Source organism: Pseudomonas sp. Tul2A7 (assembly GCF_054790505.1).
The window spans coordinates 3,478,025-3,504,626 of sequence record NZ_CP186499.1 but is presented as its reverse complement, the minus strand read 5'-3'; the positions used below and the strand labels follow the sequence as shown (position 1 = coordinate 3,504,626).

Below are 26,602 nucleotides of genomic sequence, written 5' to 3'. Positions count from 1 at the left end.
GTGAGCCTGCTCGCGATGGCGTCTGTACATTCAACATTGCAGTGACTGACTCACCGCTATCGCGAGCAGGCTCACTCCTACAAAGAGCCCTTCATGGCTTCATTGAACGGTCGGCAGGTAGCGGCAACAATCGATTAAAAGTCATACTAGCCATGTCCTCACGTCATACCTTGGATCCTCATGAAACGCCTGCCTCCCCTGCCCGCTCTGCACACGTTTCTGATCACCGCGCAGTGCTGCAACTTCACCCGCGCCGCCGAGCAGTTGCACATCACCCAGGGCGCAGTGAGCCGGCAGATCGCCGGGCTGGAAGCGCATCTCGGTTACCCGCTGTTCATCCGCCTGGCCCGTGGCCTGGCGCTGACCGCCGAAGGACGTGAATGGCTACCGCGGGTGGAAAAAGTCTTCGGCCTGATCAGCGAAGCCACCGAGCAAATCGGCCTGCAGCGCGAAACCCTGCAACTCAAAGCGCCGAGCTGCGTGATGCGCTGGCTGCTGCCGCGCTTGCTGCAATGGCAAAAGGAACGCCCGGACGTGCCGGTGAAACTCACCGCCTCGCTGCAACACGGCGTGGACTTCCAGCGTGAGCAATTCGATGCCGCGGTGATCTACGGCCCGCCCCCGGACAACTCGCCGGGCGCGCTGCACCTGTTCGACGAGCAACTGACACCGGTCTGTTCAGCGGTTTTGCTTAAGGGCTCGCCAGCGCTGAATTCACCGGCAGATCTGCAACAGCATCTGTTGCTGCACCCCACTCACGATATTCAGGATTGGTCGGTGTGGTTGAACGCGGCTGAGCTGCGACTGAACAACCTCGGCAGCGGTCAGCATTTCGAAACGCTGGATCAGGCGATGTCGATGGCGTCCCACGGGACGGGGGTGGCGATTGGCGATTGGTCGTTGATTGGTGATGACTTGCGCGCCGGGCGGCTGGTGATGCCGTTTGAATTGAAGGTGAAGACGGGGCTGGCGTATTACGTCGTCGTGCCTGCGGGAACCGAGCCTTCGCCGCAGTTGGAAGAACTGATGATCTGGCTGGTGGAGCAGGCGCATTTGCGGTGAGGCTTTTTTCCCTCACCCTAACCCTCTCCCAGAGGGAGAGGGGACTGACCGGGTTGTCTGTTTGATCCACGTCGACCTGCAATATCCAGTCGAACTCAAGTTTGAAAAGCATGGAGATCTGCTCCCTTTCCCCCTCGCCCCCTTGGGGGAGAGGGCTGGGGTGAGGGGGAAAAGATCCAGAGTCAGACCAATCCCTCAGAAACGCCTCAATCAGTAACCAACTGTAAACCGCTGACGCGAATGCTTCGGCGTTTCCACTTCGTCGATCAACGCAATCGCATAATCAGCAAACGTGATCCAGCTACGCCCTTCAGCGCTCACCAGCAAATGATCCTGGCCGGCTCGGTAACTTCCTGTGCGCTCCCCTTCGACAAACTCTGCCGACGGCGACAGAAAGGTCCAGTCCAGATCCTGCTCCTGACGCAACGCTTCAAGAAACGCCGCACCGGCACTGGCTTCAGCTTTGTACTCCGCCGGGAAACCCGCACTGTCGATCACTCGCGTATCGTCCGGTAGCAACAGCGAACCGGCACCGCCCACCACCAGCAAACGCTGCACCCCGGCCTGCTTCACCGGTCCGACAATCGCCGCCGCAGGAACGGTGGCGAAATGCGCGGCGGTGATCACCACATCGTGACCGGTCACCGCGTCTTGCAGCGCTGCGGCATCCAGCACATCGACATTCTTGCTGACCACACCGTTACGCGCGCCGATCTTCGAAGTGTCGCGGGCGATAGCGGTCACGCTATGGCCACGACGCAGGGCTTCTTCCAGCAGTTGGCTACCGGCGCGGCCGGTGGCCCCAATGATTGCGATCTTGCTCATGACATTCTCCAGTTGGCTTGAGAGTGCTGCGTTTTCAGATTCGACTTACCACTGCATTTCGCCCTTGGCGACTTTCGCGCTCAGCTCCAGCGAGCTTTCCTCACCCAGTTTCGGGTAACGTTTTTTCATCGCGGCGATCAGTGCGGCGGAATCTTTGGCCTTGGCGGTTTCCACGTCAAAAGCCTTAATGTAGTCGGCGGTGAATTTCACGCTGGCCAGCGAACGGCTGCTGTTGCCGAGGTAATGACCCGGCACCACGGTGTTCGGCTTGAGGGTTTCGATCGAGTGCAGGGTTTCCAGCCAGTCGGCGTGGGATTGCGCGGTCTGGGTGTCGGCCATCCACACATGGATGTTCTCGGCGACAACCACACCACCGACCACGGCTTTGAGCGACGGAATCCACACAAAACTGCGATCCGGTTGTTTGCCATCGAGGCCGACCACCTGCAATTTCTGCCCTTCGAGCATCAGGCTGTCGCCCTTGAGTACGCCCGGCACGATGGTTTTCGCCGGAACGTCGGCGCCCATTTTCGGACCCCAGAAGGCCAGTTTGCCGGCGACGGTTTTGTTGATGTGATCGACGGTCGGTTGCGAGGCGAGCACCTTGGCATCGGGGAACGCTTGGGCCAGGGTGTCGAGGCCGAAGTAGTAATCCGGGTCACCGTGGCTGATGTAGATGGTGGTCAGGTTCTTACCGCTGGCGCGGATCTTTTCCACGACCTGTTCAGCCTGGGACTTGCCGAACTGCGCATCGACGAGGATCGCGTCTTTCTCACCGCTGACCAGCACCGAGGTCACCGGGAAAATCGCGTTGGTCCCCGGGTTGTAGACGTCGAGGGTCAGGTTGGCAGCCGCTGCATGCGCGGCGAAACCCAGGGAAGCGCTGGCGAGCAGAACGCGTTTGAGTGTGGTGAAGCCGATCATCTGTTGCTCCGGTGTCCGAATGCCATGCTTGGCGATGGGACAGAGCTTAGTTGCCTGACTCAGTACAAAAAATGCGATGCTTGAACATAGTTTGTTTCTGAAAGCGGGCAAATCATGGATCGTCTCCAAGCAATGCGGGTGTTTGTCACCGTCGTGGATCTGGGCAGCCAGTCGGCAGCGGCCGATCATCTGGACCTTTCGCGGCCAGTGGTTTCGCGTTATCTGGCGGAGCTGGAGGACTGGGTCGGCGCCCGCCTGATGCACCGCACCACGCGCAAGTTGAGCCTGACCACCGCCGGCAGTGAAATCCTGCCGCGTTGCCGGCAAATGATCGAACTGTCGACCGACATGCAGGCCGCCGTCAGCGAACCCCACGACGCCCCGCGCGGGTTGCTGCGAATCAGCGTCAGCACCTCGTTCGGCCAGGCACAACTGGCGGATGCGATGGCCGCTTACGTCAAACGCTACCCCGGTGTGAGCATCGATCTGCAAATGCTCGATCGCACGGTGAATCTGGTGGATGAACGGATCGATCTGGCGATTCGTACCAGTAACGATCTCGATCCCAATCTGATCGCCCGACGCCTGACCGTTTGTCGTTCGGTGGTCTGCGCCGCGCCGGCTTATCTGCAAGAACAGCCGGCGCCACAACGGGTCGAGGAATTGAGTCGGCATAACTGCCTGACGCACTCGTATTTCGGCAAGAGCCTGTGGCATTTCGAGGAGGATGGCGAACCGGTCTCGGTGCCGGTGCAGGGCAATATCAGCGCCAACGAAGCCAGCACGTTATTGCGCGCGACATTGGCGGGCGCCGGGGTGGCGATGCTGCCGACCTATCAGGCCGGGGTGCATATTCACAGTGGTGAATTGGTCCGACTGCTGCCCCATGCCGAGCCACGACAAATGAACATCTATGCGGTGTACGCCTCACGCAAACACATGCCGGCAGCACTGCGCAGCATGCTGGATTTTCTGGTGCTCAGATTCCCCGAAAACCCCGAATGGGATACCAACCTGTAAACCCGATCCCCTGTAGGAGTGAGCCTGCTCGCGATAGCGGAGTGTCAGCCAACATCTATCCGACTGACACACCGCTATCGCGAGCAGGCTCACTCCTACAGGGGGGTATCAGTGTTCTGAATGGCGGGGTACAACCTCAAGCACACTCGCTGGCAACTCCCCGCCGCTGACCTATGCTGAAAGTAATACCGCAGGGTATGTCGTTCAGAGGTCAACGCCATGAACATCAAAACAAGAAGGTACGTCGCGATTTTCATCACCTGCGCCGCCACGCTGGCGCTGTACGGCACCGCTGCCTGGCGGGTCGAGCAGTTACGACAGTTGCCGCGCGAGTATGCGAGCTGCAACTTCGAGCGGTGCATTCCGCACAATGCCACGCTGAATGCATTGCGCTGATATTCAACTGTAGGAGTGAGCCTGCTCGCGATAGCGGTGTGTCATTCAGATAAAGTTTGACTGACACACCGCTATCGCGAGCAGGCTCACTCCTACAGGGGTTTTGTGGTGTCAGTGATTAATGCTCGGCCTTGAGGCTGTCGCGGAAAGCCTTTGGCGAGATCCCCACTCGGCGCCGAAACAGCCGCGTGAAGTTGGTCGGGTCGGAAAACCCCAACAACTCCGACATCTCATAAATCGTCATGCTGGTGTACGTCAGCAAGCGCTTGGCCTCCAGTAACTGACGTTCATGCATGATCTGCAACGCCGGTTGCCCGGCCAGCTCACGGCACGTGCCGTTGAGGTGTGACACCGAAATGCCCAAGCGATGGGCCAGGTCTTCGACCTTGACGTGCTGGCGGTAAGTCTCCTCGACCAATTGAATGAAGCCATTGAGGTATTCGCGCTGACGCTGCGGACGCTGACTGGCTTTATGGCGCACGATCGCCTGACGGCTGACCCAGACCATAATCACGCTGACCAGCGAATGCATGAGCATTTCCCGCGCTGGTTGATGACCGTTGTATTCGGCCTGCAACGCCGAGAACAGGCTGTTGAGGTAATCGCCGTCGTTGCCTGCCGGGTAGTTTTCTGCGCTGGCCAGCGCGTGTACCGAATCGCCCAGTTGCGCCTGCAAGTGCTTGATCAGCGGGGTGGCGAGGGTAACGATGAACCCTTCGACATCTTCGGAAAAACGAAAGCCGTGCACCGACAACGGTGGCAGCACTTGAATCGCCGGAGTTTGGAGTTGCGTGCGTTGCCCTTCGATCTCAAGCTCTGCCTGACCTTTGAAGACGAAGAGTAACTGGCACAAATCAGCATGGCGGTGGGGTTTGATTTCCCACTCATGTTCGCGACTGCGGGAGGAAATGGTTTCACAGTGCAGCAAGTCAGGGGTCGGCCAGTCCAGGCTTTCACCGTAGAGCTTGAACACTGGAATCGAAGGCAGCTCAGGCTTGTTCATCACTTCAATCCAGGCCTCGGGGTTGTGGGCGATAATCGCACCGATTGGCAGAATGTACAGGTATCAGCTCAGTTTTCACCTTCAATTGACAGACCCGCAAGGGAAAAATGCAAGCACTCGATCCATAAAAATCATTCACCGGTCTTGGCCGCGTGAAGCTTGCGAGTCATAAAAACAATGAAAACGCTGAAAACCCAAGTCGCCATTATTGGCGCCGGTCCGTCCGGATTGCTCCTCGGCCAGTTATTGCACAACGCCGGCATCGACACCCTTATCCTCGAACGCCAGACCCCGGATTACGTCCTCGGCCGCATCCGCGCCGGTGTGCTTGAACAAGGCATGGTAGAGCTGTTGCGTCAGGCTGGCGTGAGCCGGCGCATGGACGCCGAAGGTCTGGTGCATGGCGGTTTCGATCTGGCCCTGGACGGACGTCAGGTGCACATCGATCTGCACGCATTGACTGGCGGCAAGAGCGTGATGATCTACGGCCAGACCGAAGTCACCCGCGACCTGATGGCCGCTCGTCGGGAGGCTGGTGCACCGACGATTTACCAGGCGCGTGATGTCGTTCCTCATGGCATGAAAAGCGACGAAGCTTTTGTCACCTTTGAAAAGGACGGTGAAACCTTTCGCGTCGATTGCGACTACATCGCCGGCTGCGACGGTTTCCACGGTGTCGCTCGGCAGGCGATTCCGGCCGACAGCCTGAAGGTCTTCGAGCGGGTTTATCCGTTTGGCTGGCTGGGGATTCTCGCCGACACGCCGCCGGTGCATGACGAGTTGGTCTACGCCCGCCATGAACGCGGCTTCGCATTGTGCAGCATGCGTTCGGCAACTCGCACCCGCTATTACCTGCAAGTGCCGGCGGATGAAAATGTCGATGACTGGAGCGATCAGCGCTTTTGGGATGAATTGAAAAAACGCCTGCCGGTGGAGCTTGCCGAGAAACTGGTCACCGGCCCGTCGATTGAAAAAAGCATCGCGCCGCTGCGCAGTTTCGTCGTCGAGCCAATGCAGTACGGACGGATGTTTCTGGTCGGCGACGCCGCGCACATCGTCCCGCCCACTGGCGCCAAGGGTTTGAATCTGGCGGCGAGTGACGTCAGCACGCTGTTCAATATTCTGTTGAAGGTTTATCGCGACGACCGCACCGATCTGCTGGAGAAATACTCGGAAATCTGCCTGCGCCGCGTGTGGAAAGCCGAGCGCTTTTCCTGGTGGATGACTTCGATGCTGCACCGTTTCGATGATCACGACGATTTCAGTCAGCGCATCAGCGCCTCGGAACTGGACTACTTTGTCAGTTCAGAAGCGGGGCGAAAAACCATTGCAGAAAATTACGTCGGACTTCCGTACGAGGCTATCGAATAGCTTCCTATCGACTTACACTGGCGAGCATCCACCCGCGCGCGATGGCCGCGCGGGTTCATCACTGCCCGCAGGCTCGCCCGTGACCAATCTCAATCACCCCGAAACGCCCAAACCGGCCATTCGCAGCGTGCTGGTGGCGCTGATGATGGCGATCTTTCTCGGCGCGCTCGACCAGACCATCGTCGCCGTGTCGATGCCGGCCATCTCTGCGCAGTTCAAGGACGTCAGCCTGTTGGCCTGGGTGATTTCCGGGTACATGGTCGCGATGACGGTGGCCGTGCCGATCTACGGCAAGCTCGGCGACTTGTACGGGCGGCGCAAACTGATGCTGTTCGGCATGGGCCTGTTCACCCTCGCCTCGCTGTTTTGCGGCATGGCGCAGAGCATGGAGCAACTGGTGCTGGCGCGGATCCTTCAGGGCATCGGCGCTGGCGGGATGATCTCGGTGAGTCAGGCGATCATCGGCGACATCGTGCCGCCGCGTGAACGCGGGCGCTATCAGGGTTACTTCAGCAGTATGTACGCCGTGGCGAGTGTCGCCGGCCCGGTACTCGGCGGTTACATGACCGAATACCTGTCGTGGCGCTGGGTGTTTCTGATCAACCTGCCGCTGGGTCTCGGTGCCTGGTGGGTGGCACGGCGCAACTTGCGCGGGCTGCCTATTCCACAGCGCAAACCAGTCATCGACTACCTCGGTACGTTGTTGATGATCATCGGCCTCACTGCCCTGTTGCTGGGCATTACTCAGGTTGGTCAGGGTCATTCGTGGCGCAGCGGTGAAGTGCTTGGCCTGTTCGCTTGTGCGGTGGTGGTACTGGCGGTGTTTGTCTGGCACGAGCGCCGGGCGCGGGAGCCTTTGCTGCCGATGCACCTGTTTGCCAACCGCAACGCGTTGCTGTGCTGGTGCACGATTTTCTTTACCAGTTTCCAGGCGATTTCGCTGATTGTGCTGATGCCGCTGCGCTTTCAGACCGTGACCGGTGCCGGAGCTGACAGCGCCGCTTTGCACTTGTTGCCATTGGCGATGGGGTTGCCGATTGGTGCATTTTTCGCCGGCCGGCGCACGTCGATCACCGGGCGTTACAAACCACAGATTCTGACCGGCGCTCTGCTGATGCCGATCGCGATTCTCGGTATGGCGTCCAGCCCACCGGAGGCGACGCTGATCAGCGGCCTGTTCATGCTGCTCAGTGGCATTGCCGGTGGCATGCAGTTCCCGACATCACTGGTGGGCACACAGAACTCGGTGGAGCAACGCGACATTGGCGTAGCGACCAGCACTACCAATCTGTTTCGCTCCCTCGGCGGTGCGGTGGGCGTGGCGTTGATGTCGGCGCTGTTGCTGGCGTTGTTACAGGATTCGAGTTTCGCCCATCTGGCGAGCAGCTCGTTGATGAGCGAGGGGCATTCCGGCAACGTTCTGCTCGATGGTTTGAACGCCGCACCGGGGGATGCGCAGAACGCCTTGCGGGCGGAATTGCTGGTGACGTTCCGGCATTTGTTGTGGGTGAGTGCAGCGGTGTCGTTGCTGGGATTGGCAGCGGCGATTGCGATGCCGAACAACCTGCTGCGCGGGCGTGAGCACGGCGCAAAATAACTGCAACACCACAAAACCCTGTGGGAGCGAGCCTGCTCGCGAAAGCGGTGTGTCATTCAACCACGATGTTGGCTGAAACGACGCCTTCGCGAGCAGGCTCGCTCCCACAGGGGGACGGTGTTTCATTCAAGGGCTGTAGTAACCGACTGCAACGAGGAAATGCCCGGCCTTCTTCAGGTAAGCATGTTTGTCCTCGACCTTGCCGGTCACCGGGTTTTTCCAGCGGTATTCATACTCGCCTTCATCCTGCTTGCCGATCAGCGCCAGAATCGGCTCGCCTACCGGTTTGCCATCCGGATCCTTGATCTTGCCAAAGTCGGTGTTGATCAAGCGCAGATTGGTGCCGTGGGCGACGTAGCGCTGGGTGTCCAGATCGACCACAAACACATACAAGTCGTCCTGCAAGTAGCCACCCTTGAGCGAGTTGATCGCCGTCAGCGTGCCCTTCTCGTCTTTGCCCAAATCAGTCGCTGCTTTGTCCAGCAACGCCTTGGCCTGCTCGGCCGAGGCTCGCGGCAAGTAGTAACCCACTGCCAGAATTCGCTGGCCGATGCGCTGGTAATACACATGCTTGCGCTCGACCTTGCCATCGGCCCAGTTCTGCCAACGGTACTCGGCCTGCTGGATGCCGTTGCCTTCCGGCACTTTCAACGCATCCTTGAAGGTTTTCTGCAGATCCGGGCCGAGCACCTCACTCACGTCACGACCGATCAACGCTGATGAAGGCCCGCCGCTGGCGAGCATCACGCCCTTGGTATCGACGACGAACACATAGCGATCCTTGTCGACGAACTCGCCCTGGCGGCTGAACGCGGCGAACGCCTTGTCGCCGTTGTCGTGGTAGTAGGCCAGGGCTTTTTCCAGCAAGGCGATGGCGGCCTGACTGTCATCCTTGGCGGTAGTGGCGGCGCTGACCTGGCCGAAACCGGCCAGTAACATCACGCCGAGCCAGGCCACTTTATGCAAAAACCCCATAGCGCATCCCTCGTTCTTGTTGGTGTTTCAAGAGCGTAGACGGCTTGGGGTGATGTACGAGTATTCAGAATGATGCAGGGGATTACAGAATCCCCTGCACTGATCAACAAAGCTTATGGGCGGGAATTGATCTGCTGCTGCAAATTCTGAATCTGCGCCTGAAGGGTGTTGATGTTGCGGGTCATCTGCGCACGGAAGGCGTCGAACTCGGCGGTATTGCCGCCACCCTGCGGTGCTGCCGGGCGGTTGTCCTGTTCGCTTTTGAGGACGACGATTTCCTGCTCAAGACGATCGATCGCCGCGCTCGGATTGCCCTGCTTTTTCAGTGCAGCGATATCGGCACCGAGGCTTTTGAACTGAGCGTCGAAGGCTTTCAACTGCGTGTCGACCTTGCTGGTGTCGGCCGGTGTGCTTTTCACCGTCGCCAATTCCGCGCTCAAGGCTTTCACCTGCGCCTGCAACTGGGTGTTGGCGTTCTGCTGTTCGGTGGTCTGCGCGGTCATCTGTGCCAGGCGTTTGTCCAGATCGCTGGCCTGCCCCGCTACGCCTTGCTGCTGTTTGCTCTGATCGAGCAGCTTGCCTTCGAGCTGTTTGATCTGCAGCTTCAAGGCTTCGCTGTCGCTGGTGACATTGGACTGGCTGGCGACGACCTTGCCGGAAATGTCCTGCAAGCGCCCGGCGGCTTCTTCGCTGATCCGCGCAAAGCTTTCCTGGGTCGCGACCAGTTGCTGCTCCATCAGCGAAATCTGCTGGAAACTCCACCAGGCCAGACCGATGAAGGCGAAAAACAATGCGCCGACCAAAGCCCACAACGGGCCGGTGCTGGCCGCCTTGACCTTGACCACGGGCGGCGTACGCGAGTGCACAGAGGTGCGGGCGGTGGTAGGAATGTCATCGTCGTCGAAGGCGTCGGCACGCAGGCTCGGGACATCATCGAAATCGTCGTGGGCATCATTACGCATGGACATTGAGGCAACCTTTGTGAAACGCGGTGATGGCTAAATGCTGCGAAGTATAACCGCCGCAGCCGCAGGGATTGACCCCCAAGCGGCTACACGGTTCATTGCCGCCCGGCCGAATCGTTTCAACGGATGTCCTGAGCTTTCCACCACGCGCAGAACTCATCCAGCGCCGACCACAGGCTGACTTTCGGATCGTAGTCGAGATAATGCCGGGCGCGGCTGATGTCGAGGGTGAAATTTTTTTTCATCACCTGCATGCCCAGACGCGACAGGGTTGGCTCCGGACGCCCGGGCCAGAGCTTGCACGCACCCTCATTGAGCGCTGCGACGCTGTAGGCCAGCCCATACGAACGGTACTTGGTGACTTGCGGCACTTCCATTTTGCGCATCACGTAATTGACCACATCCCACAGCGGCACCGGCGCGCCGTTGCTGATGTTGTAGGCCTTGCCCAGTGCGGAGCCGGCGGCCAGCAAGCTGCTGAGCATCGCTTCGTTGAGATTCTGCACACTGGTGAAGTCGACTTTGTTCAGGCCATTGCCGATGATCGCCAGGCGGCCCTTGCGCTGCATGTTGAGCAGACGCGGGAAGATGCTCATGTCGCCGGCGCCGGTAACGAAACGCGGGCGCAGGGCGATGGTTTCCAGGCCGAATTCCTGGGCACCGAAGACCTTTTGCTCGGCCAGGTACTTGGTCGCGGCGTAGTGATGCTTGAAGCGCTTGGGCACTTGCTCTTCGGTCAGGTTGAAATGATCGCGCCCATCGAAATAGATCGATGGCGACGACAGATGCACCAAACGCCGGACGCGCTGTTTGAGACAGGCTTCGACAACGTTTTCGGTGACCTGCACGTTGCCCTGGTGGAAGTCCTGATAGCGGCCCCACAGTCCGACGGCGCCAGCGCAATGCACCACCGCTTCGACGTCGGAACACAACTCGCGGACCAGATCGGGATCGGTCAGATCGCCGGGGACAAACTCGGCACCCCGGCGCACCAGATGCTCGACGCTCTCGGCCCGGCGACCGTTGACCCGCACGTCCAGGCCCTGCTCCAGGGCGAAACGCGCAAAGCGTCCGCCAATGAAGCCGCTTGCGCCGGTGACCAGAATTTTCATGTAACGCTCCGATGTCTTTCGTTTTGCCTGATTCGAGTGTCTTGACGCTGGCCGTCAGTCCAACGGCACCAGCCATTGCGCCGATGAACGCAGCAATTGCTCGGTCAACAAGCCTAGAAGCTGACCGCCATTGCGCCAATGATGCCAGTACAACGGCACGTCGATCGGTTTATCTGGCAACAGTTCGCGCAACACGCCGCGTTGCAGTTGATCGCGCACTTGCAGTTCCGGCACCAGCCCCCAGCCCAATCCGGCTTCGGTGAGGCGGATAAAACCCTCCGAGGACGGGCACAAATGGTGTTCGAATCCACCGTCGACGCCCAACGAGGCGAGATAGCGATGCTGGAGAAAGTCGTCCGGGCCGAACACCAGCGCCGGGGTGCGCGGCAATTGTTCGGCACGCACGCCGTCGGGGAAATGCCGCTCGATAAACGCCGGGCTGGCCAGCGCGCGATACCGCATCGCCCCGAGCAACACACTGCGCGCACCCGCCACCGGACGTTCGCTGGCGCAAAGGCACGCGGCCACTTCACCGGCGCGCATGCGTTTGAGGCCCACGGTCTGGTCTTCCACCACCAGATCCAGCAATAAATGCTGTTCGGCACAGAAATCGCCAACCGCTTCGGCCCACCATGTGGCGAGGCTGTCGGCATTAAGGGCGATGCGCAAACGTTCCGGCAAACCCTGCTCGTCCAGCGCGGGCACCAGGGTTTGCAAGTCGCGCTCAAGCAACCGCACCTGCTGCACATGGTTGAGCAGGCGCCGGCCAATCTCGGTCGGCGACGGTGGCGTGCCGCGAATCAACACCGGCTGGCCGACCCGCGCTTCAAGCAATTTGATCCGCTGCGAGATCGCCGATTGCGACAAGCCCAATACCTGCGCGGCCCGTTCGAATCCGGCCTGCTCGACCACGGCGGCCAAAGCAGAAAGCAATTTATAGTCGAACATCAGTTTTCCTAATGAGCGATCAGCACTATTGGTTTTTCTTATACAGCTTTCGCCCGGAGAATAGCCAGCAAGCACTCTTTCTCAAGGATCACTCTCATGGCTGGCGAAACTTCACTCACAACCCTGTTGCGCAGCATGAGCCCGCAACTCAACGCCGGCGAATACGTGTTCTGCACCCTGCGCGACGGTGTGTTGCCGAGCGGTCTGGAGATTGTCGGCAGCTTCCGCGAGCAGGAAGGTCTGACGGTCATTGTCGAACGTTCCCGCGCCGAACAGGCCGGTTTCAGCTTCGACTACGTCGCCGCGTGGATCACCTTGAATGTGCATTCGGCGCTGGAAGCCGTTGGCCTCACCGCCGCGTTTGCCACGGCATTGGGCAAGGCCGGGATCAGTTGCAACGTGATTGCCGGTTATTACCACGACCACTTGTTCGTCGGTCAGGCCGATGCCGAACGCGCCATGCAAGTGCTGCGCGATCTCGCAGCCAACGCGGAGTAATTGTTATGTGGCAAAGCTATGTGAACGGCCTGCTGGTGGCGTTCGGGTTGATCATGGCGATCGGCACGCAGAACGCCTTTGTATTGGCGCAAAGCCTGCGCCGTGAACATCATCTGCCGGTGGCTGCATTGTGCGTGGTCTGCGATGCGCTGCTGGTGGCGGCCGGGGTATTCGGGCTGGCGACGATTCTGGCGCAGAACCCGACGCTGCTGGCGATTGCCCGTTGGGGCGGCGCGACGTTTCTGATCTGGTACGGCAGCCAGGCGCTGCGCCGGGCCTGTTCGAAACAGAGCATGGGTCAAGGCGAAAACCAGACGGTGCGCTCGTTGCGGGCGGTGATGCTCAGTGCGTTGGCAGTGACGCTGCTCAACCCGCACGTTTATCTGGATACGGTGTTGCTGATCGGCTCTCTCGGCGCGCAGCAATCGGTGCCGGGGGCTTATGTGGTCGGTGCTGCGAGTGCTTCGCTGTTGTGGTTTTTCACGCTTGCGCTGGGTGCAGCATGGCTGGCGCCATGGCTGGCACGTCCGAGTACCTGGCGAATTCTCGATCTGGTGGTGGCGCTGATGATGTTTACCGTGGCTGGGCAATTAATTTTCTCCAGCTGATTTATTCCAAACAGCTCTGGAACCTCTATCCCACACAGTTGTTGCGTGGTTATGGCGCAACCCCGGTGCTATGATCGAAACCCTGCGCCGCAAAGAGTAAAAACTCGCCGGTGCATTTCTGGCCGCCCGTGATCGGCCTTGCGCTCACCGCAACAGACCTGATTAGGAGAATCATCATGGCTTTCGAATTGCCGCCGCTGCCTTACGCACACGATGCCCTGCAGCCGCACATTTCCAAGGAAACCCTGGAATACCACCACGACAAGCACCACAACACCTATGTCGTGAACCTGAACAACCTGGTGCCAGGCACCGAGTTCGAAGGCAAGACCCTGGAAGAAATCGTCAAGACTTCCTCGGGCGGTATCTTCAACAACGCCGCTCAGGTCTGGAACCACACTTTCTACTGGAACTGCCTGGCGCCAAACGCCGGTGGTCAACCAACCGGCGCGCTGGCTGAAGCCATCAACGCAGCCTTCGGTTCGTTCGACAAGTTCAAGGAAGAATTCAGCAAAACCTCGATCGGCACCTTCGGTTCCGGCTGGGGCTGGCTGGTGAAAAAGGCTGACGGTTCCCTGGCCCTGGCCAGCACCATCGGCGCCGGCAACCCGCTGACCAGCGGCGACACCCCGCTGCTGACCTGCGACGTCTGGGAACACGCTTACTACATCGACTACCGCAACGTTCGTCCGAAGTATGTCGAAGCGTTCTGGAACCTGGTCAACTGGAAGTTCGTTGCTGAGCAGTTCGAAGGCAAAACCTTCACCGCTTAAGCTGCGCGCCAGTCAAAAAACCCGGCTTCGGCCGGGTTTTTTTATGCCCGGATAAACCCCGTACGATGATCGTTCCCACGCTCCGCGTGGGCATGCAGCCCGTGACGCTCCGCGTCACTGGACGCAGAGCGTCCCTGGAGGCATTCCCACGCGGAGCGTGGGAACGATCAAACAGAAAATGCAGCCTCAGGCCGCTTGCCGCCGTGCCACTGCGGGCTAACATCAAAAAGAGGAAAAAATGCTGCGAACCGCTCAAGTTGAGAGCCGAAACTACCGACATAGTGCAAATAGGGCTAATACTCCAAAACAGCAGGATTTTGGCCAAGGCCACAGGCAAGTCCTCCTGAGTCTGATTGTCCCTTTGACTGCCAACACGGGATTGCCAATACTCATGGCAACTTGACGCTACCCGCACGGAACAAGGAATAACCCTTTGAAGCTGGAACTCAAGAACAGCTTGTCGGTGAAGTTGCTCCGGGTCGTGCTCCTGTCGGCATTGATCGTCGGCGTAGTCTTGAGCTGCGCGCAGATTGTTTTCGATGCTTACAAAACCCGTCAGGCGGTTGCTGGCGACGCCGAACGCATCCTCGACATGTTCCGCGACCCGTCGACCCAGGCCGTTTACAGCCTGGACCGGGAGATGGGCATGCAAGTGATCGAAGGCCTGTTCCAGGACGATGCCGTGCGTCAGGCCTCCATCGGCCATCCCAACGAAGCCATGCTCGCGCAGAAATCCCGCGACCTGCAGCAGTCCAACAGCCGCTGGCTGACTGACCTGATTCTCGGCCAGGAACGCACCTTCACCACCCAATTGGTGGGGCGTGGCCCGTACAGCGAGTATTACGGCGATTTGAGTATTACCCTCGACACCGCCACTTATGGCGAAGGGTTTATCGTCAGCTCGGTGATCATCTTCATTTCCGGGGTTCTGCGCGCACTGGCGATGGGGCTGGTGCTGTATCTGGTCTATCACTGGCTGCTGACCAAGCCGCTGTCGCGGATCATCGAGCACCTCACCGAGATCAATCCGGATCGCCCCAGCGAGCACAAGATTCCGCAGCTCAAGGGCCACGAAAAAAACGAACTGGGCATCTGGATCAGCACCGCCAACCAGTTACTCGAGTCAATCGAACGCAACACTCACCTGCGCCACGAAGCGGAAAACAGCCTGCTGCGCATGGCCCAGTACGACTTCCTCACCGGCCTGCCGAATCGCCAGCAATTGCAGCAGCAACTGGACAAGATTCTGGTCGACGCCGGCAAACTGCAACGGCGGGTCGCGGTGTTGTGCGTGGGGCTGGATGATTTCAAAGGCATCAACGAGCAGTTCAGCTACCAGACCGGCGATCAATTGTTGCTGGCCCTGGCCGATCGCTTGCGTGCCCACAGTGGCCGCTTAGGCGCCCTCGCCCGCCTGGGTGGCGATCAGTTCGCCCTGGTACAGGCCGACATCGAACAGCCTTATGAAGCAGCGGAACTGGCGCAAAGCATCCTCGATGACCTGGAAGCGGCGTTTGCCCTCGACCATCAGGAAATCCGCCTGCGCGCGACCATCGGCATCACTCTGTTCCCGGAGGACGGCGACAGCACCGAGAAGCTGTTGCAGAAGGCCGAGCAGACCATGACGTTGGCCAAGACCCGCTCGCGCAACCGCTATCAGTTCTATATCGCTAGCGTCGACAGCGAGATGCGTCGCCGTCGCGAGCTGGAAAAAGACCTGCGCGATGCCTTGCTGCGCGATCAGTTCTATCTCGTCTATCAGCCACAGATCAGCTATCGCGATCATCGCGTGGTCGGCGTCGAAGCGCTGATTCGCTGGCAACATCCGGAACACGGTCTGGTGCCGCCGGACTTGTTCATTCCGCTGGCTGAGCAGAACGGCACGATCATCGCCATCGGCGAATGGGTGCTCGATCAGGCCTGCAAGCAATTGCGCGAATGGCACGATCAGGGTTTCGCCGACCTGCGCATGGCAGTGAACCTGTCCACCGTGCAACTGCACCATGCCGAACTGCCGCGGGTGGTCAATAACCTGCTGCAGATGTACCGCCTGCCACCGCGCAGCCTGGAACTGGAAGTCACCGAAACCGGCCTGATGGAAGACATCAGCACCGCCGCCCAGCACTTGCTGAGTCTGCGTCGTTCCGGCGCACTGATCGCCATCGACGACTTCGGCACCGGTTACTCATCGCTGAGTTATCTGAAAAGCCTGCCGCTGGACAAGATCAAGATCGACAAGAGCTTCGTTCAGGATCTGCTCGATGACGACGACGATGCGACCATCGTTCGCGCGATCATTCAACTGGGCAAGAGCCTCGGCATGCAAGTGATCGCCGAAGGCGTGGAAACCGCCGAGCAGGAAAGCTACATCATTTCCGAAGGCTGCCACGAAGGTCAGGGTTATCACTACAGCAAGCCGTTGCCGGCACGCGAGCTGGGTGCCTATCTCAAGCAAGCGCAACGCACTAACGCGGCCATTCTCTAGACGATCAAAAGATCGCAGCCTTCGGCAGCTCCTACATGAATCGCATTCCCCTGTAGGAGCTGTCGAGTGCAACGAGGCTGCGATCTTTTGATCGGTGCCATCACACCGACGTAAATAAGAAATATTTCCAGCCACAACCCTTTACACATAATGCGAAAGATTTGCATTATGTCGCAGTTTTGCGCACCCCCAGCGCGAGTCCACTCAACTATCGAAGCAGGATGTTCGCCATGATTCGTATGCCTCTGGCTACCGCCAGTCTGCTGGCCATCGCTATTTCCCTCGCCGGATGCGGCGAAGGCAAAGACAAGGCTGCCGCTCCGGCCGCACCGACGCCAGCCGCCAGCACCACCGCTCCAGCGGCTGCGCCTGCCGCTGCCGCTGCCGGTAAAGTCGACGAAGCCGCCGCCAAGGCTGTGGTCGCGCACTACGCCGACATGGTCTTCGCCGTCTACAGCGATGCCGAATCCACCGCGAAAACCCTGCAGACCGCCGTCGACGCCTTCCTCGCCAAGCCGAACGCCGACACCCTGAAAGCCGCCAAGGCTGCCTGGGTCGCCGCGCGCGTTCCGTACCTGCAAAGTGAAGTGTTCCGCTTCGGCAACACCATCATCGACGATTGGGAAGGTCAGGTTAACGCCTGGCCGCTGGACGAAGGTCTGATCGACTACGTCGACAAATCCTACGAGCACGCACTGGGTAACCCGGGTGCCACCGCCAACATCATCGCCAACACCGAAGTTCAGGTCGGCGAAGACAAGGTCGACGTCAAAGACATCACCCCGGAAAAACTCGCCAGCCTCAACGAGCTGGGCGGTTCCGAAGCCAACGTTGCCACTGGCTACCACGCCATTGAATTCCTGCTCTGGGGCCAGGATCTGAACGGCACCGGCCCTGGCGCTGGCAACCGTCCTGCCTCCGACTACCTGGAAGGCGCCGGCGCCACTGGCGGTCACAACGATCGTCGTCGTGCCTACCTGAAGTCCGTGACCCAACTGCTGGTCAGCGACCTGGAAGAAATGGTCGGCAACTGGAAGCCGAACGTGGCTGACAACTATCGCGCCACGCTGGAAGCCGAGCCGGGCGAAACCGGTCTGCGCAAAATGCTCTTCGGCATGGGCAGCCTGTCCCTGGGCGAACTGGCGGGCGAGCGCATGAAGGTTTCCCTGGAAGCCAACTCCCCAGAAGACGAGCAGGATTGCTTCAGCGACAACACGCACAACTCGCACTTCTACGATGCCAAAGGCATTCGTAACGTTTATCTGGGCGAGTACACCCGTGTTGACGGCACCAAAATGACCGGCGCCAGCCTGTCGTCGCTGGTGGCCAAGGCTGATCCGGCTGCCGACACCGCACTGAAAGCCGATCTGGCGGCCACCGAAGCCAAGATCCAGGTCATGGTTGATCACGCCAACAAGGGTGAGCACTACGATCAACTGATCGCTGCCGGCAACACCGCAGGCAACCAGATTGTTCGCGACGCCATCGCCTCGCTGGTCAAGCAGACCGGTTCGATCGAAGCCGCTGCCGGCAAACTGGGCATCAGCGACCTGAACCCGGACAACGCTGATCACGAGTTCTGATCAACCGCGTCTGCATCAAAAAAGGCGACCCTCGGGTCGCCTTTTTCATACCTGCCGTACACGGCCCCTTTGTAGGAGTGAGCCTGCTCGCGATAGCGGAGTGTCAGTTGACGAATGAGTGACTGATACACCGCTATCGCGAGCAGGCTCACTCCTACAGGGGTATTGCATGGGCTTCAAGGCTTGCGTCATATCAAGCAAACGATAATTCCTCTTATTCAAACCCCCTCGCCCTGTTAGACTTTGCGCCTTTGTTTTCGCCCGTCCGCAGGATGTCTGATGCCCTCGCTGCCTCTTCGCTTGTCCGCACTGTTGCTGGCCCTGGGCCTGAGTGCCTGCGATGACGCCCCGCGTTTCACCAAGGCCGAGCCTGGTGAAGCGCGTTCGGGCGGTGCAGCGACTGTGCGCAAGACCGATCAGAATGCATTCTCCCTGCCCTCGGCCAACCTGCCGCCGTCGCGGCGGGTGGATTTCAGCGTCGGTAACAGCTTCTTCCGCAGCCCTTGGGTGATTGCGCCGTCGACCACCACGGCGCGCGATGGCCTCGGCCCGTTGTTCAATACCAACGCCTGCCAGAACTGCCACATCAAGGATGGTCGCGGCCATCCGCCGCCACCGGATGCAACTAACGCTGTGTCCATGCTTGTTCGCCTGTCGATTCCTGATGCACCGCAATTCGCCAAGCTCATCGAGCAAGTCGGCGTGGTACCGGAACCGGTGTACGGCGGCCAGTTCCAGGACATGGCCGTGCCCGGTGTCGTGCCGGAAGGCAAAGTCCGCGTCGATTACACGCCAGTGCCGATTCGTTTCAAGGACGGCACCGAAGTCGAGTTGCGCAAGCCAGTGTTGCAGATCAGCCAACTGGGTTACGGCCCGATGCACCCGGACACGCGTTTCTCGGCCCGTGTTGCCCCGCCGATGATTGGCCTCGGCCTGCTGGAAGCAATCCCCGAGGAAGCGATCCTCGCCAACGCCGCCGCGCAAGCCAAAGACAACAAAGGCATCAATGGCCGCCCCAATCAGGTCTGGGATGACGTGTTGCAAAAGACCGTCATGGGCAGATTCGGCTGGAAAGCCGGGCAACCAAACCTCAATCAACAGAATGTTCACGCGTTTTCCGGTGATATGGGCCTCACGACCAGCCTGCGCCCCTTCGATGACTGCAGCGACGCGCAAACCGCCTGCAAACAAGCGCCAAACGGTAATGGCCCGGACGGCGAGCCGGAAGTCAGCGATAACATCCTGCGTCTGGTGCTGTTCTACAGCCGTAACCTCGCTGTGCCGGCACGTCGTGGCGTTAACGATGCCGACGTCATCGCCGGCAAGAACCTGTTTTTCCAGGCCGGCTGCGATTCCTGCCACACGCCGAAATACACCACCGCCGCCAACGCGGCCGAACCTGAACTGGCCAATCAAGTGATTCGCCCGTACAGCGATCTGCTGCTGCACGACATGGGCGACGGCCTGGCCGACCACCGCACGGAATTCCAGGCCTCCGGCCGCGACTGGCGCACGCCGCCGTTGTGGGGGATCGGCCTGACGCAAGCGGTCAGCGGCCACACACAGTTTTTGCATGACGGTCGCGCGCGCAATCTGCTCGAGGCCGTGCTCTGGCATGGCGGCGAAGCGCAAGCCGCACAGCAACAGGTTTTGTCTTTCAATGCCGAGCAGCGTGCCGCGCTGCTGGCGTTTTTGAACTCACTTTAAACACTGATAAAAGAATCGGGAGCCCGACATGTTCCGTCCCAAGCTACTGTTCACCAGCCTTGCCGCGCTCGCCCTCGGCGCCTGCTCGCCGCAGGATCCGCAAGCGGTCACCTCGGCGGCCATCGCCAAATCGGTGATCCTGCCGACCTACACCCGCTGGGTCGAGGCCGACAAGCAACTGGCGGTCAGCGCCCTCGCCTACTGCCAGGGCAAAGAAACCCTGGAAACCGCCCGCGCCGACTTCCTCCACGCACAGAAAGCCTGGGCCGAGTTGCAGCCGCTGCTGATCGGCCCATTGGCCGAGGGCAACCGTTCGTGGCAGGTGCAGTTCTGGCCGGACAAGAAGAACCTCGTCGGCCGTCAGGTCGAGCAACTGGTCGTCGCCCAGCCGCAGATCGATGCCGCTGCATTGGCCAAGTCGAGCGTGGTCGTACAGGGTCTGTCGGCCTACGAATACATCCTCTTCGACGCCAAGCCTGACGTGGCCAACGCCGAGCAGAAAGCCAAGTACTGCCCACTGCTGATCGCCATTGGCGAACGACAGAAGCAACTAGCCGAAGAGATTCTGCAGAACTGGAACAACACCGACGGCATGCTCGCGCAGATGACCAAGTTCCCTAACCAGCGTTACGCCGACTCCCACGAAGCGATCGCCGATCTGCTGCGTGTGCAAGTCACCGCACTGGACACCCTGAAGAAAAAACTCGGCACGCCAATGGGCCGCCAGAGCAAGGGCGTGCCACAGCCGTTCCAGGCTGATGCATGGCGCAGCCAGTCTTCGCTGACCGCACTGGAAGCCAGCCTCGCGGCGGCGAAAACCGTGTGGGAAGGCGTCGACAACAAAGGCCTGCGCGGTCTGTTGCCAACTGAGCAAAAGCCACTGGCCGACAAGATCGATGCCGCTTATGCCGCGTCGCTGAAACTGTTCGACAGCACCCAGCGCTCGCTCGGCGAAATGCTCGAAGACGACGCCGGTCGTCAGCAACTCAACGACATCTACGACAGCCTCAACGTCGTCCATCGCCTGCACGAAGGCGAACTGGCCAAGGCGCTGGGCATCCAACTGGGCTTCAACGCCAACGACGGTGACTGATGAGGGCAAGTGCCATGCTGCGACGTCAGGTTCTGACTTTAGGTAGTGCACTGCTGGGAGCAGTGACGCTGGGCGGCTGGACGCTGTTCAAACGCAAGGATCAGAGCCCGCTGTTGCTGTCGGCGCGCGACGACACTGACGGCAAGCACTACGCCGTCGGCTATCGTCTCGATGGCACGCGGGTGTTCGCGACCGAAGTCGGCCAGCGTTGCCACGACATCATCAATCATCCGACGCAGCCGATTGCGTTGTTCGTCGCGCGGCGTCCGGGCACCGAGAGTTACCTGATCGACCTGCGCGACGGTCAGTTGCTGCAGACGGTGACGTCGCAGCCGAACCGGCACTTCTACGGTCACGCCGTGGTACACAAGGACGGCGAATACCTGTACGCCACCGAGAACGACACCACCGATCCCGGCCGTGGTTTGCTCGGCGTTTACAAGTTCGAAGGCGAACGGCTGGTGCACAGCGGTGAGATTTCCACCCACGGCCTCGGCCCGCATCAGGTGTCGTGGATGCCCGACGGCGAGACGCTGGTGGTGGCCAACGGCGGGATTCGTACCGAGGCGGAAAGCCGCGTCGACATGAACCTCAACGCCATGGAACCGAGCTTGGTGCTGATGCAGCGTGACGGTACTTTGCTGAGCAAGGAAACCCTCGCCCAGCAGATGAACAGCGTGCGCCATCTGGGCATCGCCAGCGATGGCACCATCGTTGCCGGTCAGCAATTCATGGGCGCCTCGCACGAGCGTTCGGAGTTGCTGGCGATCAAGCGTCCGGGGCAGCCGTTCGTGGCCTTCCCGGTGCCGGAGCATCAGTTGCAGTCGATGGGGCATTACACCGCCAGCGTTGCGGTGCACAGCGACTTGCGTCTGGTTGCGCTGACGGCGCCACGTGGCAATCGGTTCTTTATCTGGGATCTGGACAGCGGCGAGGTGCGCCTCGATGCGCCATTGCCCGATTGCGCCGGTGTCGGTGCGGTGAAGGACGGTTTTGTCGTGACCTCCGGCCAAGGCCGTTGCCGTTACTACGATTGCCGCCAGGATGAGCTGCTGGCCAAGCCGCTGGAATTGCCGGCAGGGCTCTGGGACAACCATCTTCACTTGATGGCGTAAAACAGCCTTAAAAGATCGCAGCCTGCGGCAGCTCCTACATTGGAATGCATTCCCCTGTAGGAGCTGCCGCAGGCTGCGATCTTTTTGCGCCCCCCTGTAAGAACTGCCAGTTGGAATCCCCCCTGTACTCGGAGTAATGTGCCCGCCTGTCTCACCTGATTTATCCAAGGAACTGGAAATATGCTGCGTCGCCGCATGCTGATCATGTTGGGTGTTGTTTTGCTGATCGTCCTGGTGCTGGGCGGGTACAAAGCCTTTTCGATCTACACCATGATCCAGGGCTTCTCCAAGCCGAAACCGCCGATCAGCGTCGCCGTGGCCAAGGCCAGCGAGCAGCCGTGGCAGCTGCGCCTGCCGACTGTCGGCACGCTCAAGGCGCTGCAAGGTGTCGAGCTGAGCCTGGAAGTCGCCGGCACTGTCACCGAACTCAAGTTCGAATCCGGACAGAAGGTCAAGGCCGGGCAACCTTTGCTGCAACTCGACAGCGCCGTCGAGACCGCCCTGCTGGAAACCGCCAAAGCCGACCTGGGTCTGGCGCAACTGGACTTCGGCCGTGGCGCGCAACTGGTCGACAGCCGCGCAATCTCCAAAGGCGAGTACGACCGCCTCTCCGCCGTTCTGCAAAAGAACAAGGCCACGGTCAATCAGCTCAACGCCTCGCTGGCGAAAAAACGCATCCTCGCGCCGTTCAGCGGCACCATAGGCATCCGCCAGGTCGACGTCGGCGACTACCTCGCCAGCGGCAGCAAAATCGCCACGCTGCAGGATTTGAGCAGCCTTTACGCCGACTTCTATCTGCCCGAGCAATCGGTGCCGAAACTGGCCATCGGTCAACCGGTGCAAATCTCGGTCTCCGCTTACCCCGGGCAAAACTTCGCCGGCAAGATCAGCGCGATCAACCCGATCGTCGAAAGCACCACGCGCAACATTCTGATCCGCGCCACCCTGGCCAACCCCGACGGCAAACTGTTGCCGGGCATGTTCACCAGCCTTGAAGTGCTGCTGCCCGACCCGCAGAAACATATCGTGGTGCCGGAAAGCGCGATCACCTACACCCTCTACGGCAACTCGGTCTACGTGGTCGGGCAGAAGAAAGCCGAGGACGGCAGCCTCGAAAAGGATGACAAGGGCCAACCAGTACTGATCGCCGAGCGCCGCTTCATCGAAACCGGTGAACGCCGCGATGGCCTGGTGATGATCAACAAGGGCGTGCAGAGCGGCGAACAAGTGGTGACGGCCGGCCAGATCAAACTGGACAACGGCGCCCACATCGCCATCAGCGACGACAAGACCCTCGGCGAGCAGAACAGTCCGCCTCGCGCCGACTGATCAAGGAATCCCCATGGCTTTTACCGATCCGTTCATCCGTCGCCCGGTGCTCGCCACCGTGGTCAGCCTGTTGATTGTGTTGCTCGGCTTCCAGGCCTGGAGCAAGTTGCCGCTGCGCCAATACCCGCAAATGGAAAACGCCCTGATCACGGTGACCACCGCGTACCCCGGGGCCAACGCCGAAACCATTCAGGGTTACATTACCCAGCCGATGCAGCAGAGTCTGGCCAGCGCCGAGGGCATCGACTACATGACCTCGGTCAGCCGGCAGAATTTCTCGGTAATCTCGATCTACGCACGCATCGGCTCGAACACCGACCGTTTGTTCACCGAGTTGCTGGCCAAGGCCAACGAGGTGAAAAACAAATTGCCGCAGGACGCCGAAGACCCGGTGCTGAGCAAGGAATCGGCCGACGCTTCAGCGCTGATGTACATCAGTTTCTTCAGCAAGGACTTGAGCAACCCGCAGATCACCGACTACCTGTCACGGGTGATCCAGCCAAAGCTCGCGACCTTGCCGGGCATGGCCGAGGCGGAGATTCTCGGCAATCAGGTGTTCGCCATGCGCCTCTGGCTCGACCCGGTAAAACTCGCCGGTTTTGGCCTCAGCGCCGCCGACGTGACCAATGCGGTGCGCCAGTACAACTTCCTCTCCGCTGCCGGCGAAGTGAAAGGCGAATACGTGGTCACCAGCATCAACGCCAACACCGAACTGAAATCCGCTGAAGCCTTCGCGGCGATTCCGCTCAAGGTCAGTGGTGACAGCCGCGTGCTGCTCAGCGATGTCGCGCGGGTGGAGATGGGCGCGGAGAATTACGATTCGATCAGCTCGTTCGGCGGCACGCCGTCGGTGTACATCGGCATCAAAGCCACACCGGGCGCCAACCCGCTGGATGTGATCAAGGAAGTGCGCAAGCTGATGCCCGAGCTGGAAGCACAGCTACCGCCGAACCTGAAAAGCGAGATCGCCTACGACGCCACATTGTTCATTCAGGCTTCGATCGATGAAGTGGTGAAAACCCTGTTCGAAGCGGTGCTGATCGTGATTGTCGTGGTGTTTCTGTTCCTCGGCGCACTGCGCTCGGTGGTAATCCCGGTGGTGACCATCCCGCTGTCGATGATCGGCGTGATGTTCTTCATGCAGATGATGGGCTACTCGATGAACCTGCTGACGCTGCTGGCGATGGTGCTGGCCATCGGTCTGGTGGTGGACGATGCGATTGTCGTGGTGGAGAACATCCACCGGCACATCGAGGAAGGCAAGACGCCGTTTGATGCGGCGCTGGAAGGCGCACGGGAAATCGCCATGCCGGTGGTGTCGATGACCATCACCCTGGCGGCGGTGTATGCGCCGATCGGTTTCCTCACCGGGCTGACCGGAGCGCTGTTCAAGGAGTTTGCCCTGACCCTGGCTGGCGCGGTGGTGATCTCCGGGATCGTCGCCCTGACCCTGTCGCCGATGATGTGCGCGTTTTTGCTGCGCCATGAGGAAAACCCCAGCGGCCTCGCGCACCGCCTCGACCGTATCTTCGAAGGTCTCAAGCGCCGCTATCAGAGCATGCTCCACGGCACGCTGAACACGCGGCCGGTGGTGCTGGTATTCGCGGTGATCGCGTTGTGCCTGATCCCGGTGTTCCTCAAGTTCACCAAATCGGAGCTGGCCCCGGACGAAGATCAGGGCATCATTTTCATGATGGCCACTGCGCCGCAGCCGACCAACCTTGATTACCTGAGCACCTACACCGACGAATTCATCAAGATCTTCAAAGAGTTTCCGGAGTACTACTCCTCGTTCCAGATCAACGGCTACAACGGTGTGCAGGCGGGAATCGGCGGCTTCCTGCTCAAGCCGTGGAACGAGCGCAGCCGCACGCAGATGCAGATTCTCCCCGAGGTGCAGGGCAAACTGGAGGGCATACCGGGCCTGCAGATTTTCGGCTTCAACCTGCCCTCCCTGCCCGGCACCGGTGAAGGCTTGCCGTTCGAGTTCGTGGTCAACACCGCCAACGACTATGAACTGCTGCTGCAAGTGGCTGACCGGATCAAGAAACGCGCGATGGAGTCGGGCAAGTTCGCCTTCGTCGATCTTGATCTGGCGTTCGACAAACCCGAGGTGGTGGTCGACATCGACCGCGCGAAAGCGGCGCAGATGGGCGTGTCGATGCTCGATCTGGGCAGCACGCTGGCAACGCTGCTGGGCGAGGCGGAAATCAACCGTTTCACCATTGATGGGCGCAGCTACAAAGTGATTGCTCAGGTCGAGCGCCCCTATCGCGATAACCCGGACTGGCTGAACAACTACTACGTGAAAAACACTCAGGGCGAATTGTTGCCGCTGTCGACGCTGATCAAGGTCAGCGACCGCGCACGACCGCGCCAGCTCAACCAGTTCCAGCAGCTCAACGCCGCGAAGATTTCCGGTTTCCCGCTGGTGAGCATGGGCGAAGCCATCGACACCGTATTGCAGATCGCCCGGGAAGAAGCGCCAGCCGGGTTTGCTTTCGACTACGGAGGCGCCTCACGCCAGTTCGTGCAGGAAGGCAGTGCCCTGTGGGTAACGTTCGCGCTGGCGCTGGCGATTATCTTTCTGGTGCTGGCGGCGCAGTTCGAGAGCTTCCGCGATCCGCTGGTGATTCTGGTGACGGTGCCGTTGTCGATCTGCGGGGCGCTGATTCCGTTGTTCCTTGGCTGGTCGAGCATGAACATCTACACCCAGGTCGGGCTGGTGACGCTGATCGGTCTGATCAGTAAACACGGGATTCTGATCGTCGAGTTCGCCAACCAGTTGCGCAAGGACAAAGGCCTGACGGCGCGGGAAGCGGTTGAGGAAGCGGCGGCGATTCGCTTGCGGCCGGTGCTGATGACCACGGCGGCGATGGTGTTTGGCATGGTGCCGCTGATTCTCGCCACGGGCGCCGGTGCGGTGAGCCGTTTTGATATTGGTATGGTGATTGCCACGGGGATGTCGATTGGCACGTTGTTTACCCTGTTTGTCCTTCCGTGCGTTTACACCCTGCTGGCGAAACCCGATCCCAAGCCAACCGCATAACCCTGTGGGAGCGAGCCTGCTCGCGAAGGCGGTGTGTCAGACACCATAAGTATTAACTGACAGACCGCTTTCGCGAGCAGGCTCGCTCCCACAGGGGGCCAGACCCGAATTCCTGGCATAAAAAAAGGCCTCGCATCTGCGAGGCCTTTTATGTGGGCTTCAAT

22 protein-coding genes are annotated in these 26,602 nt (G+C 60.0%); 15 read left to right on the top strand and 7 right to left on the bottom strand.

Annotated features, from left to right (window positions below; genetic code table 11):
• Window positions 1-180: 180 nt before the first annotated feature.
• Window positions 181-1,062, top strand: coding sequence for a LysR substrate-binding domain-containing protein (locus tag ACOYXJ_RS15810; RefSeq protein ID WP_150729724.1), 882 nt, complete (start codon window positions 181-183; stop codon window positions 1,060-1,062).
• A gap of 210 nt (window positions 1,063-1,272) precedes the next feature.
• Here ACOYXJ_RS15810 and ACOYXJ_RS15805 read toward each other — a convergent pair whose 3' ends face one another.
• The gene (locus tag ACOYXJ_RS15805) at window positions 1,273-1,887 is read right to left on the bottom strand and encodes an NAD(P)-dependent oxidoreductase (RefSeq protein ID WP_460370360.1); all 615 of its coding nucleotides are present in this window, start codon (window positions 1,885-1,887) and stop codon (window positions 1,273-1,275) included.
• Window positions 1,888-1,932: 45 nt separating this feature from the next.
• The gene (locus ACOYXJ_RS15800; RefSeq protein ID WP_460370357.1) at window positions 1,933-2,811 is read right to left on the bottom strand and encodes an MBL fold metallo-hydrolase; all 879 of its coding nucleotides are present in this window, start codon (window positions 2,809-2,811) and stop codon (window positions 1,933-1,935) included.
• A 114-nt stretch (window positions 2,812-2,925) separates the two neighbouring features.
• Here ACOYXJ_RS15800 and ACOYXJ_RS15795 point away from each other — a divergent pair, with 114 nt between their 5' ends.
• Window positions 2,926-3,831: a LysR family transcriptional regulator gene (locus ACOYXJ_RS15795; RefSeq protein WP_460370355.1), complete on the top strand. Its 906-nt coding sequence runs from the start codon at window positions 2,926-2,928 to the stop codon at window positions 3,829-3,831.
• A 219-nt stretch (window positions 3,832-4,050) separates the two neighbouring features.
• Window positions 4,051-4,227: a hypothetical protein gene (locus tag ACOYXJ_RS15790; protein ID WP_007912636.1), complete on the top strand. Its 177-nt coding sequence runs from the start codon at window positions 4,051-4,053 to the stop codon at window positions 4,225-4,227.
• Between the two features lie 118 nt (window positions 4,228-4,345).
• On the opposite strand, the gene ACOYXJ_RS15785 is transcribed toward ACOYXJ_RS15790, so the two are convergent.
• Entirely contained in the window at window positions 4,346-5,230 is an 885-nt protein-coding gene (locus ACOYXJ_RS15785) for a helix-turn-helix domain-containing protein (protein ID WP_460370352.1), read from the bottom strand.
• Window positions 5,231-5,407: 177 nt separating this feature from the next.
• Here ACOYXJ_RS15785 and pobA point away from each other — a divergent pair, with 177 nt between their 5' ends.
• Both pobA and ACOYXJ_RS15775 read left to right on the top strand, forming a co-directional pair.
• Window positions 5,408-6,601, top strand: a complete 1,194-nt coding sequence (gene pobA / locus ACOYXJ_RS15780; protein ID WP_460370350.1) for a 4-hydroxybenzoate 3-monooxygenase — start codon at window positions 5,408-5,410, stop codon at window positions 6,599-6,601.
• A 79-nt stretch (window positions 6,602-6,680) separates the two neighbouring features.
• Window positions 6,681-8,198: an MDR family MFS transporter gene (locus tag ACOYXJ_RS15775; protein WP_460370348.1), complete on the top strand. Its 1,518-nt coding sequence runs from the start codon at window positions 6,681-6,683 to the stop codon at window positions 8,196-8,198.
• A gap of 126 nt (window positions 8,199-8,324) precedes the next feature.
• On the opposite strand, the gene ACOYXJ_RS15770 is transcribed toward ACOYXJ_RS15775, so the two are convergent.
• From ACOYXJ_RS15770 to ACOYXJ_RS15755, 4 genes are all read right to left on the bottom strand, one after another.
• Complete coding sequence (locus tag ACOYXJ_RS15770; protein WP_102901068.1) at window positions 8,325-9,173, bottom strand: cache domain-containing protein; 849 nt, start codon at window positions 9,171-9,173, stop codon at window positions 8,325-8,327.
• Window positions 9,174-9,286: 113 nt separating this feature from the next.
• Window positions 9,287-10,141 carry an ATPase gene (locus ACOYXJ_RS15765; protein ID WP_460370346.1) on the bottom strand — a complete coding sequence of 285 codons (855 nt, stop codon included), beginning with the start codon at window positions 10,139-10,141 and terminating at the stop codon, window positions 9,287-9,289.
• Window positions 10,142-10,257: 116 nt separating this feature from the next.
• On the bottom strand, window positions 10,258-11,250 hold the full coding sequence (locus ACOYXJ_RS15760; RefSeq protein ID WP_457465246.1) for an NAD-dependent epimerase/dehydratase family protein: 993 nt from the start codon (window positions 11,248-11,250) through the stop codon (window positions 10,258-10,260).
• Between the two features lie 54 nt (window positions 11,251-11,304).
• Entirely contained in the window at window positions 11,305-12,198 is an 894-nt protein-coding gene (locus tag ACOYXJ_RS15755; RefSeq protein WP_460370343.1) for a LysR family transcriptional regulator ArgP, read from the bottom strand.
• A 96-nt stretch (window positions 12,199-12,294) separates the two neighbouring features.
• Between ACOYXJ_RS15755 and ACOYXJ_RS15750 the strand changes: the two genes are divergently transcribed.
• The 10 genes from ACOYXJ_RS15750 to ACOYXJ_RS15705 all read left to right on the top strand — a co-directional run bounded on the left by ACOYXJ_RS15750 (window position 12,295) and on the right by ACOYXJ_RS15705 (window position 26,438).
• On the top strand, window positions 12,295-12,696 hold the full coding sequence (locus tag ACOYXJ_RS15750) for an ACT domain-containing protein (protein ID WP_150794579.1): 402 nt from the start codon (window positions 12,295-12,297) through the stop codon (window positions 12,694-12,696).
• 5 nt (window positions 12,697-12,701) lie between these two features.
• Entirely contained in the window at window positions 12,702-13,304 is a 603-nt protein-coding gene (locus ACOYXJ_RS15745; RefSeq protein WP_460370340.1) for a LysE/ArgO family amino acid transporter, read from the top strand.
• 176 nt (window positions 13,305-13,480) lie between these two features.
• Complete coding sequence (locus tag ACOYXJ_RS15740; protein ID WP_007918933.1) at window positions 13,481-14,077, top strand: superoxide dismutase; 597 nt, start codon at window positions 13,481-13,483, stop codon at window positions 14,075-14,077.
• A gap of 433 nt (window positions 14,078-14,510) precedes the next feature.
• Window positions 14,511-16,562: a putative bifunctional diguanylate cyclase/phosphodiesterase gene (locus ACOYXJ_RS15735; protein ID WP_102901059.1), complete on the top strand. Its 2,052-nt coding sequence runs from the start codon at window positions 14,511-14,513 to the stop codon at window positions 16,560-16,562.
• A 230-nt stretch (window positions 16,563-16,792) separates the two neighbouring features.
• Window positions 16,793-18,145, top strand: coding sequence for an imelysin family protein (locus ACOYXJ_RS15730; protein ID WP_460370338.1), 1,353 nt, complete (start codon window positions 16,793-16,795; stop codon window positions 18,143-18,145).
• Between the two features lie 279 nt (window positions 18,146-18,424).
• Window positions 18,425-19,852, top strand: coding sequence for a di-heme oxidoreductase family protein (locus ACOYXJ_RS15725; RefSeq protein ID WP_460370336.1), 1,428 nt, complete (start codon window positions 18,425-18,427; stop codon window positions 19,850-19,852).
• 28 nt (window positions 19,853-19,880) lie between these two features.
• A complete protein-coding gene (locus ACOYXJ_RS15720; RefSeq protein WP_077574348.1) occupies window positions 19,881-20,945 on the top strand; it encodes an imelysin family protein in 1,065 nt (354 codons plus the stop codon).
• 14 nt (window positions 20,946-20,959) lie between these two features.
• Window positions 20,960-22,060, top strand: coding sequence for a DUF1513 domain-containing protein (locus tag ACOYXJ_RS15715; protein ID WP_460370334.1), 1,101 nt, complete (start codon window positions 20,960-20,962; stop codon window positions 22,058-22,060).
• 180 nt (window positions 22,061-22,240) lie between these two features.
• Entirely contained in the window at window positions 22,241-23,389 is a 1,149-nt protein-coding gene (locus tag ACOYXJ_RS15710; RefSeq protein ID WP_460370332.1) for an efflux RND transporter periplasmic adaptor subunit, read from the top strand.
• A 13-nt stretch (window positions 23,390-23,402) separates the two neighbouring features.
• Complete coding sequence (locus ACOYXJ_RS15705; RefSeq protein ID WP_460370330.1) at window positions 23,403-26,438, top strand: multidrug efflux RND transporter permease subunit; 3,036 nt, start codon at window positions 23,403-23,405, stop codon at window positions 26,436-26,438.
• Window positions 26,439-26,602 lie beyond the last annotated feature (164 nt).